13 protein-coding genes are annotated in these 15,478 nt (G+C 51.5%); 4 read left to right on the forward strand and 9 right to left on the reverse strand.

The window, feature by feature from the left end:
• Positions 1-83: 83 nt before the first annotated feature.
• Positions 84-3,563: a transcription-repair coupling factor gene (gene mfd / locus ACJJIB_RS13295; protein WP_444886413.1), complete on the forward strand. Its 3,480-nt coding sequence runs from the start codon at positions 84-86 to the stop codon at positions 3,561-3,563.
• Positions 3,564-3,700: 137 nt separating this feature from the next.
• Entirely contained in the window at positions 3,701-4,660 is a 960-nt protein-coding gene (locus ACJJIB_RS13300; RefSeq protein WP_444886414.1) for a CsiV family protein, read from the forward strand.
• A gap of 662 nt (positions 4,661-5,322) precedes the next feature.
• On the opposite strand, the gene ACJJIB_RS13305 is transcribed toward ACJJIB_RS13300, so the two are convergent.
• The 5 genes from ACJJIB_RS13305 to ACJJIB_RS13325 all read right to left on the reverse strand — a co-directional run bounded on the left by ACJJIB_RS13305 (position 5,323) and on the right by ACJJIB_RS13325 (position 9,741).
• Positions 5,323-5,538 (reverse strand): cold-shock protein, encoded by a 216-nt coding sequence (locus ACJJIB_RS13305; protein ID WP_020413094.1) that lies wholly within the window; start codon positions 5,536-5,538, stop codon positions 5,323-5,325.
• Positions 5,539-5,837: 299 nt separating this feature from the next.
• Positions 5,838-6,944, reverse strand: coding sequence for a mechanosensitive ion channel family protein (locus ACJJIB_RS13310; RefSeq protein ID WP_444886415.1), 1,107 nt, complete (start codon positions 6,942-6,944; stop codon positions 5,838-5,840).
• An 80-nt stretch (positions 6,945-7,024) separates the two neighbouring features.
• Positions 7,025-8,041, reverse strand: coding sequence for a beta-N-acetylhexosaminidase (gene nagZ / locus ACJJIB_RS13315; RefSeq protein WP_444886416.1), 1,017 nt, complete (start codon positions 8,039-8,041; stop codon positions 7,025-7,027).
• A gap of 34 nt (positions 8,042-8,075) precedes the next feature.
• On the reverse strand, positions 8,076-8,708 hold the full coding sequence (locus ACJJIB_RS13320) for a TetR/AcrR family transcriptional regulator (RefSeq protein WP_444884603.1): 633 nt from the start codon (positions 8,706-8,708) through the stop codon (positions 8,076-8,078).
• A gap of 394 nt (positions 8,709-9,102) precedes the next feature.
• On the reverse strand, positions 9,103-9,741 hold the full coding sequence (locus tag ACJJIB_RS13325) for an LOG family protein (RefSeq protein ID WP_252081961.1): 639 nt from the start codon (positions 9,739-9,741) through the stop codon (positions 9,103-9,105).
• A gap of 164 nt (positions 9,742-9,905) precedes the next feature.
• Here ACJJIB_RS13325 and lexA point away from each other — a divergent pair, with 164 nt between their 5' ends.
• On the forward strand, positions 9,906-10,511 hold the full coding sequence (gene lexA, locus ACJJIB_RS13330; RefSeq protein WP_252081962.1) for a transcriptional repressor LexA: 606 nt from the start codon (positions 9,906-9,908) through the stop codon (positions 10,509-10,511).
• Positions 10,512-10,597: 86 nt separating this feature from the next.
• Here the strand turns inward: lexA and ACJJIB_RS13335 are convergent, their stop codons facing one another.
• The 4 genes from ACJJIB_RS13335 to ACJJIB_RS13350 all read right to left on the reverse strand — a co-directional run bounded on the left by ACJJIB_RS13335 (position 10,598) and on the right by ACJJIB_RS13350 (position 14,853).
• Complete coding sequence (locus tag ACJJIB_RS13335; protein WP_152453256.1) at positions 10,598-10,852, reverse strand: hypothetical protein; 255 nt, start codon at positions 10,850-10,852, stop codon at positions 10,598-10,600.
• Positions 10,853-10,955: 103 nt separating this feature from the next.
• A complete protein-coding gene (locus ACJJIB_RS13340; RefSeq protein ID WP_444886417.1) occupies positions 10,956-11,444 on the reverse strand; it encodes a DUF6586 family protein in 489 nt (162 codons plus the stop codon).
• Positions 11,445-14,114, reverse strand: coding sequence for a type I DNA topoisomerase (gene topA, locus ACJJIB_RS13345; RefSeq protein ID WP_444886418.1), 2,670 nt, complete (start codon positions 14,112-14,114; stop codon positions 11,445-11,447).
• Between the two features lie 214 nt (positions 14,115-14,328).
• Positions 14,329-14,853, reverse strand: a complete 525-nt coding sequence (locus ACJJIB_RS13350; protein ID WP_444886419.1) for a hypothetical protein — start codon at positions 14,851-14,853, stop codon at positions 14,329-14,331.
• 146 nt (positions 14,854-14,999) lie between these two features.
• On the opposite strand from ACJJIB_RS13350, the gene ACJJIB_RS13355 reads away from it, so the two are divergent.
• Complete coding sequence (locus ACJJIB_RS13355) at positions 15,000-15,443, forward strand: universal stress protein (RefSeq protein WP_444884600.1); 444 nt, start codon at positions 15,000-15,002, stop codon at positions 15,441-15,443.
• Positions 15,444-15,478: the final 35 nt, after the last annotated feature.

Here is a 15,478-nt window from a genome sequence, read left to right on the forward strand (position 1 = left end):
ATAGACTGCAGCCCGATCCGATCGCGGCTACAATAGCCGCCCCTGGCACTACAGCAAATGAAAGCGCGGATATTTAAGGAACGATGACCGATATACAGCCCCTGACTCCCCCCAAATTTCACAGCACCACCGACCGGCAATTCTGGGGACAACTTCACGGCGCAGCGGCCGCACTCGCCATTCTGAATGCTGCTCGCAACAGTCAATCCCCCACACTGCTGATCACTCGTGACAGCCTCGAGGCGCACCGCTTAGAGGTACAGCTGAAATTTTTTAACAAAGCGCGGAGAGATGCAGCCTCAGAGGGCGACTTTGAGATCTTTCATTTTCCAGACTGGGAAATTCTCCCCTACGATACCTTCTCCCCACACCAGGATATTATCTCGGACCGCCTGGCAACCCTCTACCGCCTGCCGCAAATGGGGAGCGGTATTGTCATAGTGCCCGTGAGCACCTTAATGCATCGCCTGCCGCCAAGTGATTACGTAGCCGGCAATGCGCTGATCCTCAATGAGGGGCAACAATTTGATATTGATATCCAGCGTCGCCTGTTAGAGCAGGCAGGCTATCACTGTGTAGATACCGTCTATGAACACGGTGAGTTTGCCGTGCGCGGCTCACTCATGGATATTTTCCCTATGGGCAGTCCACTGCCCTATCGCATCGATCTATTCGACGATGAAATTGAATCCCTGCGCACCTTTGACCCAGAAACCCAACGCACAGTGGATAAGGTGGAAACTATTCACCTGCTGCCCGCGAGAGAGTTCCCAATGCACAAGGCCGGTCTTTCCGGCTTTCTGCAGAACTGGCATGAACAATTCCAGGTGGACCCCAGTCTTGTGCCCATCTACCAGGATATCAGTGCAGGCATTGCCCCAGCGGGTATCGAATACTACCTGCCACTATTTTTCGATAACAATTGCGCGAGCCTATTCGACTACCTTCCCGAGAACAGCCAGGCTTTTATTCAGGGAAATGTGCAAGCACCTGTTGATAGCTTTTGGCGCGAGGTCAGCAACCGCTATGAGAGCCGCCGTGGCGATCTGACCCGCCCAATTCTTCAACCACGCCAGATTCTGATGGATGTCGATGAATTCAATGGCGCGCTCAAATCGATGCCAAGGGCCATCTTCTCTGCAGAGACGCTGCCCGATGCCCAGGGCAATTACAACTTTGCCACCCAAATGCCTCCAACCCTGCCGGTAGACGGCAAGGCCGAGCAGCCAATGGCCGCCCTGGAAAGTTACCTGATGGAGTACTCCGGGCAAGTGCTCTTCTGTGCCGAAAGCAGCGGGCGCCGTGAGGCATTACTGGAGCTTTTAAAAGGTATTCGCCTGAATCCCCCAACCTATGCCAGCTGGGAAGAATTCCTCCAAAGCAATGAATCCATCGGGATCACCGTAGCGCCCCTGGATCAGGGCCTGTTACTGACCGATCCTGCCGTCAACCTGATCGCGGAGCCGCAGTTATTTGGCGAGCGGGTGCTACAACAGCGCCGCCGCAAAAAAGCCAAAGATGATGCAGACAATGCAGTCAAAAACCTGGCCGAATTGCGTATCGGCGCCCCGGTAGTGCATATCGATCAAGGAGTGGGACGCTACCGCGGCCTGCAACACCTGGAAATCGATGGGCAGCCTGCCGAGTTCTTGACTCTGGAATACGCCAATGAAGCTAAGCTCTATGTTCCCGTAGCCAGCCTGCACCTGATCAGCCGTTACTCCGGTGCCGATGAGGCCCTGGCTCCACTGCATAAAATGGGCAGCGAACAGTGGCAAAAAGCCAAGCGCAAAGCCGCCGAAAAAGTTCGTGATGCCGCTGCCGAACTCCTGGATATCTATGCGCGCCGCGAAGCCCGTGTAGGTCACGCTTTTGCCGACCCCAAGCTGGCTTATAGAGAATTTTCAGCCGGCTTCCCCTTCGAGGAAACACCAGACCAGCAGCAGGCTATTGAAGCCGTGATTGGCGACATGCAGTCGAAAAAGCCCATGGACCGACTGGTGTGTGGCGATGTGGGCTTTGGTAAAACCGAAGTCGCTATGCGTGCGGCCTTTGTCGCCGCCCATGCCGGCAAGCAAGTGGCCATGCTGGTACCCACCACCCTATTAGCGCAACAACATTTTCAGTCTTTCCAAGATCGCTTCGCCGACTGGCCCATCAATATTGAAGTGATCTCCCGCTTCCGTTCAGGCAAAGAAGTGGACAGCGTGAAAGAGAAGATAGCCAGTGGCAAAGTGGATATCCTTGTCGGTACCCATAAGCTTCTACAGAGCGACCTGAACTTTCAGAATCTCGGACTGCTGATTATCGACGAAGAACACCGCTTTGGGGTACGCCAGAAAGAACGCCTCAAGAGCCTGCGTGCCGAGGTGGATATCCTCAACCTAACCGCCACACCGATCCCGCGCACTTTAAATATGGCAATGGCCGGCATTCGCGATCTATCAGTCATCGCCACGCCGCCGGCGCGACGCCTCTCTGTAAAAACTTTCGTGCGCGAGCGCGACGATGCACTGGTGAAGGAGGCCATACTGCGGGAGATCCTCCGTGGCGGCCAGGTGTATTTCCTTCACAATGAAGTGAAAAGCATTGAGCGTATCGCCCGAGAATTACAGGAGCTGATTCCCGAGGCCCGCATCGGCATAGGCCACGGTCAGATGCGCGAGCGCGAACTGGAACAGGTCATGAGTGACTTTTACCACAAGCGCTTTAACGTTTTGGTGTGTACCACCATTATCGAAACCGGTATCGACGTCCCAACTGCCAACACAATACTGATCGAACGCGCAGACAAATTTGGCCTGGCCCAGCTGCACCAGCTGCGTGGTCGTGTGGGGCGATCCCACCACCAAGCCTATGCCTACTTGCTGACCCCCAACAAACGCTCAATGACTGGCGACGCGGTCAAGCGACTGGAAGCCATCAGTGAAGCCCAGGATCTTGGGGCTGGATTCACTCTAGCGACCCACGATCTGGAAATCCGTGGCGCCGGCGAGCTACTTGGTGAGGAGCAGAGCGGTCAAATCCAGAGTGTCGGCTTCAACCTGTATATGGAGATGCTCGACCGCGCGGTAAAAGCCATTCGCGAGGGGCGCACTCCCAATATCGACGACCCCCTGGAGTCCCCGGCTGTAGATGTCAATCTGCGGGTACCGGCGCTGATTCCAGAGGACTACTTGCCGGATGTCCATGGCCGTCTAATGATGTACAAACGTATCGCCAATGCCATTGATCGCCAACAACTGAAGGAGTTACAGGTGGAGATGATCGACCGCTTTGGTCTACTGCCAGAACCGGTCAAACACCTGTTCCGCACCACCGAAATAAAACTGAAGGCCGATAAAATGGGCATTCGCAAATTGGAAGCCTCCGCCGCTCGAGGCCGCATCGAGTTTGCCGAAAATACCCAAGTAGACCCCCTCACCCTGGTGAAATTAGTGCAAACACAGCCGGGACGCTACCAGCTGGCCGGCGCCAACCAGCTGAACTTCAGCCTTGATGAAGAGGGCGCCGACCGCAAGCTACAGGAAATAAGCGAAGTGCTGGAGCGCTTAGCCCAGTGATAGTATCCGGCAGCTAGTGACCTGATCGATCGACAGGGGGGCCACCCCCTGCCACAATCCCGGCCTATATAGCTGGCCGCGAAATACTCACCCTGCTCTGACGATAGACAGGACAGATGGAAGAAAGTGGTAACCCAATGACCATAAAAAAGATAGTGCACCTCTGCTCTACACTTGCCCTGGCACTCTCCGCCACGGCCTCACAGGCGGCGAACTACGCCGGCAATACTTTCGAAATCGAGATGATCGTGTTCGAACGCCCCCAAGGTATGGCACAAACCAATGAAACCTGGCCTGCGGAGCCGAGCCTCACCTACCCTGCTCGCTGGGTGGACTTTGACACCCCTGCACCCCGGGAGGAAAAAGCAGAATCCCCTGTCGCAACCGCATTCCCTGAATCCACAGAGCTCCCCCAAGAAGATACAGCATTGGACGAGGAGCCTGTCAGCTTTGCAGTCAGCGAGTTCGGCGATCACAATACTGACCAAGCTCCCCCCCTCCGCTTACTCCTCTCCCCCGTAGACACCAAGCTGGATAGTAAGGCGGCAGCTCTAGTGAGAGGCGGGGATCGCATTTTATTCCACAAAGCTTGGCACCAAGTTTTGGAGCAAAAACACAAGTCACCAGCAATCCTGATTGATGGTGGCGAAACCTTTTCAGGACACAGCCAACTGGAAGGGTCTGTTACCCTGAGCGTCTCACGCTATTTGCACCTGAGCACAAACCTTTGGCTCAATGATTTCTCTGCTCCCGCATCTGCGGAGGGTATCCGCCTGCCTCATCGACCCAAGACTGCCCCAGCACCCTCCGAGGAGACAATTTCTTTCTCTGCCACGAATGAAGGGTTTATTGCTTCCAATCCGGATAGGTATAACCTCTCAAACGCAGCAGGAGACCAGGAGCCCATAACCCTAGATGCCCCGACTGAGCAACCGGTATATGTGATGCGGGCCGCTCATTTACAACATGAGCGCCGTATGCGAAGCGGCCAACTACACTATATTGACCACCCGGCTTTTGGTATTTTGATTGAAATTCGCACTGTGGCTGAAAGCAACGAAGAAGTCACAGAAGAAACCACCCCAGTTACCTTATAAACAGCCAATTAATACTCTTTTAAATACCCCCCTTCAAAGGGGGTATTCCATATGCAACAGTATATTTAACCAAACAAATTACACTTTCCTAAATCTATAAAAGCCGAATCGAATCTGGCATAACAGATAACACAACCAAACCAATTTGACTGCAATTTATAAAATAAAATTTTACAAAGGCAGCAACTTAACGATATCCAGCAAGAAACTAGTACAAAGACACGGAAGGCGAAGAGAAAAACTCACCCCATTATTACAACACCCTCACCCAAGTGAAAATCACTAGAAAAGCAAAATAGCCAAATAAAATAAAAAAGCTCAATAAAGAAGCAGCAATAAAAATTTTTAAATTTATTCCGTCAGACAGAACTGAAACCCTGACTCCTAACATTAAATTGGTTTCAAGATTATTAAAGCTTCACAAATAGCCTGGAGCGCTTTCAGAAATTAAAGGCGCAGGCAATTGATACATTTCAAAATATAACGAAACTCGTGGGACTGGTCATATATGTATGCAAACCACCATAAGACACATATTGAACCAAGCGAATGGAGAAATAGAAAAGCGAGCTGAAAAGCCCGCTTTGGAGGCGCTGGCAGAGCTAGCGGCTGGCACCGCAAACTCTACGCGACAACAGTTCTTTCAACGAGTGATCCTAAAATCACTCACAGGGAACAACATCTTCCGCCAGCAGTCCTTTGTCACCTTGTTGCATTTCGAACTCAACCGCCTGCCCCTCGTTAAGGGTTTTATAACCCTCTCCGCGAATGCTGCGATAGTGAACAAAAATATCTTCAGTTCCTTCTCCACAGGTGATGAAGCCATAACCCCGTGCGTTATTAAACCACTTCACTGTACCTGTAACGCGATCACTCATTGAGAAAACCTCATTATTGTTATTGCGCCTACCTCTATTACCTCACTGCTCAATTCGGCAAGAGGGGCAAACGCCACCCCATTGTTAACAAACTGCTCCATGCAGAATGCTATCTTGCTTCACCCTATTGAGAGTAACCCAAAGGGCGTAACCTGATTCTTAGATAAAACAGCGCCAGTGTCTAGGTTTCTATGTGAAATAAATACTACGTTTTTACCAATAGGCGTAATTAACCGTCAAAACCCCAATTAGGCGCGATATTTAAACTAAACATTTGTACCTTATCGCACTCCCAATACTCAACTGTCTAACGCGGCTTCTCGTGCTAATGAAGGAATATCGGCAATATGTACCGTCGAGGTCGGAAATGCACAAGAAGCACCATGGCGCTCAATTATATTGAGTACATTCAACAAAACATCCTGTTTGATTTCATGGTATCTCACCCACTCTGTCGTTCTGGTAAAGGTGTATATAAAGAAATCAAGGGATGAGGCTGCAAAACTATTAAAATTAACAATAAGAGTTCGGTTGGCATCTATTTCCGGGTGATGCTGTAACATTTTCTTAACATCTGCCACTATCTGCGCCATTAAATGGCCATCTTCATAACGAACCCCAATAGTTTCAAAGATCCTGCGATTGAGCATTCGCGAAGGGTTCTCGACAGAAATCTGCGTGAAGACACTATTGGGCACATAAACCGGGCGCATATCAAAGGTGCGTATGCGAGTCAGGCGCCAGCCAATATCTTCTACAGTCCCTTCAATCTCCTTGTCCGGGGAGCGTATCCAATCGCCAACCGCAAAGGGGCGATCTAAGTAAATCATCAGCCCACCAAAGAAATTCGCCAGCAAGTCTTTAGCGGCAAAGCCTACCGCCAACCCCCCAATGCCACCAAAGGCCAAAACGCCGCTGACGCTATAGCCTAGGAACTGCATAATCACTATACCCGCAGTAATAGCGATCGAAGCCCGCACCAGCTTGCCGATGGCTCTAACCGTGGTGGCATCCATCGGCTTGCCAATATAGCGGGGATTGCAAAGGTTACGCTCCGCGCTGTGCGAGAAGCGCCAAGCGAACCAGGAGAGGACCAGAATAAGGCCTATCTCGCGGGCAGGCTCTGCCAGGGAGAAAATCTCTGCACCCGTCGCCTGACCCGCACGGTGGGCGGCCACCGTGAGCCCCAACAGCCAGATTAATACTTGCCCAGGAGGGGAGAGAGCCCCTACCAACGCATCATCCCAGGGATTAACGGTCTTCTCAGCCCTGGCAGCCAGTTTTTGCACAAAGCGACCGAAAATCCAGGCCGCCAGTGCAGAAGCCAATACAATAAGAAAAACAGAGATTATCCAAACCCGGTTATCACCCAGCCAGGACAACAGCACACTCTCTACGGACTCCACAATTCCCCCTCCGCTTATAAAAACCGGCTCCAGCCGCCCATAGGTTCTTGGAGCAAGCTGTGAAAACCGGTATTTCTCAACTACTGCATTATTGAAGCTAACCAGCTGCGAGTTCTATGCCAGCGCTCACTTTTTTCGAGTTCCGCCCAGGAGGTGATTGAGGGTCTACCCCGCATGGCTTTCAGACGCTCACTCGATTCCGCTGCGGGAATAAAGTTCTCCAGCCCAGCGAGAGACTCCAAAGCCCCTGCACGGTTATTGCAGACCACGCCCATATCACAACCCGCTTCCAGAGCAGCGCGGATTCTCTCCCCATAACCACCGGCAGCTCCCGCCCCCTCCATGGACAGATCATCACTGAAGATAACCCCATTAAAACCCAGCCGTCCTCGCAAAATATCCTGTAGCCAGTAACGGGAGAAACCCACCGGCTGACTGTCTATATTGACGAAGCGAATGTGAGCGGGCATCACCGCATCCAGTTCATCGGCCCCTATGCAGTCAATAAAGGGCAAGGCATCGCTGGCCAGCACCTGCTCCAGGGAGCGCTCATCTTGAGGAAGCTCCACATGGCTGTCTTCAAGCACGTGCCCGTGTCCTGGAAAGTGCTTGCCGGTTGTAGCCATACCGGCCTCACGCATCCCTTGAATAAATGGCCTTGCAATAGCCGTCAGGTGATGGGGGTCGGGACAAAAACTGCGATCTCCAATAACTCGGCTGTGGCTGTCATCGGCATCCAATACCGGGGCGAAACTGAAATCCATCCCTACAGCCAATAACTCAGAGGCGAGCAACCAACCCACATCCTGCAACTGTACTGCTGAAGCCTCGGCGGACAGCTTTTGCATGGAAGGCAAACGCGTGAACCCCTCTCGAAAACGCTGTACTCGCCCACCCTCCTGATCAACAGCCAGCAGTATCTCTGGGCGCACAGATCGAATATCGGCAATCAGAGCTTGAATCTGATCGCGATCGCGATAATTGCGCGCAAAGAAAATCAAACCACCCACAAGTGGGTGGCGCAAAAGCTCGCAATCCTCATCAGTGAGCTTCTGCCCTTCGATATCGATCATCACCGGTCCGAGTGATGCAGGCATATTCAGTTCCTCTAAGATTCACCAGCTGCGCAGTTTAACCGGACTCCACCTTTAGCATTGCCGAAGCGGCCGGCACAAGGCGCTCCAAAGTTTCCGGCAGGCTGCTCTGAGCACCAAAATCCTCTCTCAGGATAGCCTCTATGGCATCGTAGCTCGACAAGGTGAAAATAGTGGCCCCTAACATAAAATACAGGCGCCAGTAGAAGGTCACGGGATCAACTCCCGGTAAGGCCTCGGCCAGTAGGCCTGCGAAGCGTCGGTAACTATCACCGTAACGAGACACTATAAAGCGGCGTAAGTGCCCCTGAAACTGCGTATAAGCCAGTCCCAGCAGGCGCATAAAGCGCTGAGCATCCAGCCCAAGTTGGCTCAGACTGCCCAACCCAACTCGGTATAGGCTCTCCAACAACCCTTCAACCTTGAGTGGTTGGCCTGAAGCTATGCGTCGATCCAACTCTGCTTCCAGCGCATCGGTAAATGGTGTTAGGAAACGCTCAAAGACCGCCTGGATCAACTCTTTCTTAGAACCAAAGTGGTAGTTGACCGCCGCCAGATTGACTCCGGCAGTACTCGTAATAGTCCTAAGGGATGTCTCGGTAAAGCCGCGCTCGGCAAAGAGCGCTTCGGCAGCATCCAAGATGCGGTTAACGGTATCCATCTGACTCATAGATATCAAACCACCATTTAAAACAGCTGTTTAATTTCGGCCAGAGTAGCACACTCCCAGCTCGCTGGCGGCTTATTGCACATACAGAAAGAACGGTTGTAGGGGGAAGTCCAACCTGGCGAATCCCCATAGGCAAAATTGGTTTGGTAAATTGGCAGGATAAGATGTAATTACCGAAGCGACTGACCACTACCTCTTCCCATAGGCCTTAGTGCATTCCACTGCGTGGGAAGAAAGATAGGGGCGCTAACTACTATTTAGGGACGAGGCACAGCCGTAGGCTCTGTATTTTGGCCTCTACTTCCTGTATTCCTGTTTTTTCTGCCTCCCCTACTCCTCACCCTATCCGATTGTTAATTAATAAAGAAAGTAACCTAGACATCTCAAAAACTTTTTAATCCCTGGCTCGCATATATTTCATAATCAAATCTGCAGCCTCTTCTACTGCATCCACCACATGAAACAGGTCTAGATCAGCAGAGTCGATACAATTCCGTTCCAATACCGTATCTACCAGCCAATCGTACAGCCCTCCCCAATAACGCTTGCCCACCAAAACTATTGGGAATCGCCGTACTTTTTGAGTTTGTACTAATGTCAGCGCCTCAAATAATTCGTCCAGCGTGCCGTAGCCCCCGGGTAAACCCACAAAGCCCACGGCATGCTTCACAAACATAAATTTACGCACAAAGAAATAGCGAAAATTCAAACTGATATCTTGGTAAGGATTGGCTGCCTGCTCAAAAGGCAGCTCGATATTTAATCCGATTGAAGTACCAGGCTGCTCAAAAGCCCCACGATTACACGCCTCCATCAGACCCGGCCCGCCACCGGTCATCACAGGTATCCCCTCTGCTGCTAAAAGCTCCCCAAGCTTCACCCCTTGCTGATATTCCTGGCTATCTTCAGTGAAACGCGCACCGCCAAAAACTGTTACCGCCCCGTTAAGCGCAACCAAACGCTCAATTCCATCAACCAACTCAGATTGAATGCGCAGAACTCTCCAGGCTTCAGCCATTTTCGCATCAAGCATTATTGTTCTCCCTTGCTGTCAGTTCTTTCAACTTTTCTTTTCATTCCTTGTTTTCTTAAACAATGTAGCAGCTGGACTGCAGGCAGGTGCTCAGTTTGCGAGATCCTTAAATCTGTATATAATCCCAGCAACTGTATAAAAATACAGAAACGCTAGGTAAATCTATGACCAATCTCACAGCACGCCAGACTCAAGTATTAGAGCTGATAAAAGCCTACCTGGACGACACAGGTTACCCTCCCACCCGCGCAGAAATCGCCCAAGAGCTGGGCTTTCGCTCGCCCAACGCTGCAGAGGAACACCTCAAAGCACTGGCACGAAAAGGAGCCATTGAGATGGTTGCCGGTGCCTCCCGAGGTATTCGAATTCCCGACCACCAATCGGGACTTCCCATCGTGGGGCGTGTCGCCGCAGGCAACCCTATTCTGGCAGCCGAGCATATTGAGGATTATTGCGACCTGCCCGCCAGTTTCTTCCACCCACCGGCAGATTATTTATTGCGGGTACACGGCATGAGTATGCGAAATGCCGGCATTCTCGACGGGGACCTTCTGGCAGTACAGAAGACCGAACAAATCAGAAACGGGCAGATTGTGGTTGCGCGGATTGATGATGAAGTAACCGTTAAGCGCTTCCGCCGTAAAGGTAATCAGGCAACGGTACAACTCCTGCCTGAAAACGAAGACTTTGATACCATCCAAGTAGATATGCGGGATAAGAACTTTGTAATCGAAGGATTAGCGGTGGGCGTTATTCGCCAAACTCCGTGAGACTAAAAGATTTACCGCCAATCAAATACAATAACAGCGGCTTCTAGCCGCTGTTGTTTCACTTAATTTTTCGGCTTTACCATAGATTAGTGAATCGTATGGTTAACCGGCATCGACTCTTCCTCTTCAAAGTAACCTGGCTCCAGGTCATCGAGATTTTGCACGGCTTCTATACCTGCCTCTAACATGGCCCGGGCTACTGCTACCTTGTGCTTTCGCAAAAATTGGAGACTCTCGGCTGAGAAACGAATACTCACCAGAGGGTCCTCCTCATGGCCGGCACGGCGCAGAGCCACATCGCCATTGGCCAACTCGATAATCTCAAAAGTTTCGGAGGACATTTGCTTTCCCTTCACTGCACATCAGTTTGCGCCCAGTGTACCACAGGCAATTTAGAAGTTTCAGTGGGCGCAAAAAGATGAATAGAAAGGTAGCGGAGCCCTCTTAGCACTCCTCGAGATTGGCACGCTGTCTAAGTATCAGCTCACTGAGAGCTTTGTACCATTTAAGCAGCGCTTCGAAAGAAATCTCAATTGGTACTGGTCCGGCGATATTGTGGGTCGGAATAAGGTTGCCAGCTTGCCCCTTTTCCTCCGCTAACGTAGGCAGCCTTAAGAGCTGGTTCCACGCGCGTAATAATTCGCTAAGCCAACTCCCTGGCTCTGAGAGTAATAACTGCAGTTCACTTACTTCAAGGCTCGCTCTCCCCTGGCTGTGCAGGCTATCTAAAATAACCTTTACAGACTCCGGCTCAAAACCCAATTGCAGCTGGTGTGACAGTTCAGCCAGGAAAGCCTGATAGGCTTTCCACAGCTGCAACAAAGCACCTTCTTCCAGGGCCATTCGCTGAATAGTAGAGTCATAACTACTTGTGGCCAGCAGCTGGCTCTTACGCAATGCCGAAGTGACTAGGCCGGTATAGGGATTACTCATTTACTTTTTTGCCGCCGCTTTCTTAGCTGCCGGCTTTTTCTTGGCCGCCGCTTCGACTTTCCAGGCGCCATCCCGATAAAAAGCCTTCCAACCCGTGGCCTTTCCGTCCTCCTCGGACTGAACATACTGCTCTTGGGTCTTACGACTGAAGCGAACTACGGTATCGCGCCCCTGATCATCCTGTGAGGGGGCCGAGAACAAGAAGCTGTACTTAGGGTCAATCTCACTTTGGTGAGGCAGTAGCTCTTTTATCAGCGGGGCACGGGTCTCACGGTTTTTCGGAAACTGGCTGGCGGCCAGGAATAATCCGGAGGCACCATCGCGGAGAATGTAATGATCCTCAACCTTCAGGCAAGCCAACTCCGGCATAGGAACCGGATCCATTTTGGGTGGCGCCGGCTGGCCATTTTTCAACAGCTTGCGGGTGTTCTTACAGGCTTCGTTAGTACAGCCAAAGTATTTACCAAAACGGCCTGACTTCAGCTGCATGTCGCTACCGCACTTGTCACACTCAATAATCGGACCGTCGTAGCCCTTAATTTTGAACGTGCCCTGCTCTACCTCGTAACCATTACAGTCTGGGTTATTTCCGCAGATATGTAGCTTTCTCTGCTCATCAAGCAGATAACTATCCATCGCCGTGCCGCACTTGGGACAGCGGCGTTTCTCCCGCAGCTGGCGGGTTTCGGCATCTTCGTCCTTATCCGCGTCCACGGCCTCATCGCCTGAGACCAGATTCATCGTGTTGGTGCAGCGCTCCTTAGGAGGAAGCGCGTAACCGGAGCAACCAAGGAATACACCGGTAGAACCTGTGCGGATCTGCATATGGCGACCGCACTTACTGCACTCGATATCGGTATCTGTCGGCGTGTTGCGCCGCATACCCGCATCACTGGACTGAGCTTTTTCCAACCGCGAGGAGAAATCCTGATAAAACTCGTCGAGTAACTGCTTCCAGCCTTTATCACCATCGGCAACCGCATCCAGAGACTCCTCCAGGCTTGCGGTAAAACCGTAGTCCATCAGATTTTTAAAACTTTCGCTGAGGCGGTCGGTGACAATATCACCCATTTTTTCCGCGTAGAAACGGCGGTTCTCAAGCCGCACATAGCCCCGATCCTGAATTGTGGAAATAATAGAGGCATAGGTTGAGGGCCGGCCAATACCGCGCTTTTCCAGCTCTTTCACCAGAGCGGCTTCGCTAAAACGAGCCGGAGGCTTGGTGAAATGTTGTTTCGGGTCCAGCTGCTGCAGAGACAGCTTATCGCCAACCTGAACATCAGGCAGCAGCAGATCTTCATCTTTCTTGCCCGCAGGAGGGGCAACTTTGAGAAAGCCATCAAAACGAATCACTCGGCCGCGAGCACGCAACTCAAAGTCACCGGCACTCACCACAATTGAGGTGGAAGTGTATTTTGCCGGGGTCATCTGACAGGCGACGAACTGCTGCCAAATCAGATTGTAGAGCCGCTCCGCATCCCGCTCTGCACCTGAGAGCATATTCGGGGCAACACGCACATCGGAGGGACGAATTGCCTCGTGAGCTTCTTGCGCTCCCTCCTTGCTGCTATAACTAACGGGCTTTTCTGGCAGATACTTATCGCCAAAATTCTCACCGATATACTGCCGGGCCGATTCAACCGCCTCTTTACTTAGATTGGTCGAATCGGTACGCATGTATGTAATATGACCGGCTTCGTAGAGACGCTGTGCAAGGGTCATGGTTTTCTTGACACTGAAACCGAGGCGATTACTAGCCGCCTGTTGCAGTGTCGAAGTAATAAAGGGAGCACTAGGCTTGGAACTGGTAGGCTTATCGTCACGACCGCTAACAACAAACTCACTACCCTGAAGCAATTTCACCGCGCTATTCGCATCGGCTTCATTGGTGGGGCGGAAAGTTTCACCAGCTTGTTTTTTAACCTCTAGCCGCAGCTTGTTCGCTTTGCTGGTAGCGGTATCAGCGAAAAGCGTCCAGTACTCCTCAGGAATGAAAGCGCGGATCTCACGTTCGCGCTCTACCACGAGACGAACTGCCACTGACTGCACCCGGCCAGCAGAAAGTCCTCGGGCAACTTTCTCCCACAATAGTGGGGAGACCATATAGCCAACAATACGATCGAGGAATCGGCGAGCTTGCTGGGCATGAACCCGATTGATATTCAGGCGGCCGGGATCTTTGAACGCCTCCTGGATCGCGGACTTAGTGATTTCATTAAAAACCACTCGGCGATAGCGTTCGTCATTACCGCCAATTGCTTCCCGCAAGTGCCAGGCGATCGCCTCTCCCTCGCGGTCCAAATCCGTTGCCAGATAAATGTGATCGGCATTCTCAGCCAGCTTTTGCAATTCGCTGACTACTTTTTCCTTGCCTGGCAAAATTTCGTAGTGAGCCTGCCAGCTATTATCCGGGTCGATCCCCATGCGCTTGATCAGCTGCGCACGATTTTTCTTGCGTTTGTAAGCCTCTTTCGCCTCAGGGGAAAGCTTACGAGTCTCTGCCGCACGCCTTGCCCGTTCTTTTGCGTCAACGGGCTGTTTGTTGCCGCCACCGGTTGGCAAATCGCGAATATGACCGACGCTGGACTTAACAACAAAGTCCTTGCCGAGATATTTATTGATGGTTTTCGCTTTGGCCGGTGATTCGACGATGACCAGTGATTTACCCATAAGCCTTTGATTTCAAATGAAAAATTTACTGCTATCCGAAGCATTTCAGGCCCTTCAATCGGGCCTGCGCTGCGCGAATATATAAGCCTCAGTCAAGGCGCGGTCAAGCAAAGCTGATAACTTTTAGTGCTTATTCGCCAAATTTCACCCCCAGAAAAGGGTAAAATTGTGACAATTTTCCCTATTTGAGCAGCCCGCTAAAATGCCTGTCGCCCTAGTTTTCTGGGAGTTTAATGGGACTGATCTTGCGTACAGATTCTTCTATAAGAGGGGTGTACTCCGCCAAACTCTCAGACAGCTGCGAAAAAGCTTTGACCCCACCGTTTTCCTGCCATTGCACGCCCAATCCGACATCGGTTGCGATAATCGCACAGCAATCCGCCGGCAAGCTATCCAACAACTGGTGCAATTGCTGCCATGCTGCCTGGGGGGCTCTCACACTGTTGCCCCAATCCCAACTACCGGCAAAATTCATTTCGTGCGTAATCCGCTGGCGCTGTAGCTTCCAACCAATCTGTAGACGCTTTCTATCCTTCCACCGATAGTAATAAACCGCTGCGGTCCCCTCCCCCAAAGCTTCAGGTAAGGCTTGAATTTGCACGGTAATACCTGCCCTGGCGGCACGGCCACGCAAATCAGCCAGACGGCTGTCGCGCTGATTGGGCTTCAGCCACATCACTGGCCCCAGCACCAGGGCAATAGCAAAGCCAATTATGATTACCGGTAGCCATTCGGACATAAAAGTTCCTTATGATGGTTTTAAAAACGGCCTATTCTGCGGCGCCATATATGATCCATGTCAAACAGTTTTTTTTGCGATAGACTGAAAATAGCTGTCGTAAGAGGCCCCACTGGGCAAATAGAAAAGACAGGAGCTAATGGAAAATGGCGAAATATGAACGAATATTGGTGGGCCTGGACCTCTCGGAAGAATCCTCACAAGTACTGGAAAAAGCGGCCTCCCTCGCTGAAGCTTTCAATGCCGAAATCAGCTTGATGCATGCCATTGAGCCACTGACATTTGCCTATGGTGGGGATATCCCCATGGATTTATCAGAGGTACAGGATCAGCTGCAGAGACAGGCCAAGGAACAGCTTCACAAAGCCGCTCTACCGCTGAATATCCCCACTGAACGACAGCATGTAATTTTGGGCCAACCATCCACCGAGATACATCGCCTAGCCAAAGATCTAGAAGTCGATCTTATTGTTATCGGTAGCCATGGACGCCATGGCCTAGCTCTTCTGCTGGGCTCAACCTCTAATGGGGTTCTTCACGGCGCCAAGTGCGATGTTTTAGCTGTCAGGGTATATGTGGACGAAGAATAAGCCCCCTCTTTCGGCGAGAGAAGTGGTGCCATGCA

The sequence above is a fragment of the Microbulbifer mixtoriginis (SeqCode) genome (genome assembly GCF_052467705.1).

What these genes read in the sequence shown, in the direction of transcription:
- mfd (WP_444886413.1), top strand. Translation starts at nt 84, where the DNA reads ATGACCGATATACAGCCCCTGACTCCCCCCAAATTTCACAGCACCACC.
- ACJJIB_RS13300 (WP_444886414.1), top strand. Translation starts at nt 3,701, where the DNA reads ATGACCATAAAAAAGATAGTGCACCTCTGCTCTACACTTGCCCTGGCA.
- ACJJIB_RS13305 (WP_020413094.1), bottom strand. Translation starts at nt 5,538, where the DNA reads ATGAGTGATCGCGTTACAGGTACAGTGAAGTGGTTTAATAACGCACGG.
- nagZ (WP_444886416.1), bottom strand. Translation starts at nt 8,041, where the DNA reads ATGCCTGCATCACTCGGACCGGTGATGATCGATATCGAAGGGCAGAAG.
- ACJJIB_RS13320 (WP_444884603.1), bottom strand. Translation starts at nt 8,708, where the DNA reads ATGAGTCAGATGGATACCGTTAACCGCATCTTGGATGCTGCCGAAGCG.
- ACJJIB_RS13325 (WP_252081961.1), bottom strand. Translation starts at nt 9,741, where the DNA reads ATGCTTGATGCGAAAATGGCTGAAGCCTGGAGAGTTCTGCGCATTCAA.
- lexA (WP_252081962.1), top strand. Translation starts at nt 9,906, where the DNA reads ATGACCAATCTCACAGCACGCCAGACTCAAGTATTAGAGCTGATAAAA.
- ACJJIB_RS13335 (WP_152453256.1), bottom strand. Translation starts at nt 10,852, where the DNA reads ATGTCCTCCGAAACTTTTGAGATTATCGAGTTGGCCAATGGCGATGTG.
- ACJJIB_RS13340 (WP_444886417.1), bottom strand. Translation starts at nt 11,444, where the DNA reads ATGAGTAATCCCTATACCGGCCTAGTCACTTCGGCATTGCGTAAGAGC.
- topA (WP_444886418.1), bottom strand. Translation starts at nt 14,114, where the DNA reads ATGGGTAAATCACTGGTCATCGTCGAATCACCGGCCAAAGCGAAAACC.
- ACJJIB_RS13350 (WP_444886419.1), bottom strand. Translation starts at nt 14,853, where the DNA reads ATGTCCGAATGGCTACCGGTAATCATAATTGGCTTTGCTATTGCCCTG.
- ACJJIB_RS13355 (WP_444884600.1), top strand. Translation starts at nt 15,000, where the DNA reads ATGGCGAAATATGAACGAATATTGGTGGGCCTGGACCTCTCGGAAGAA.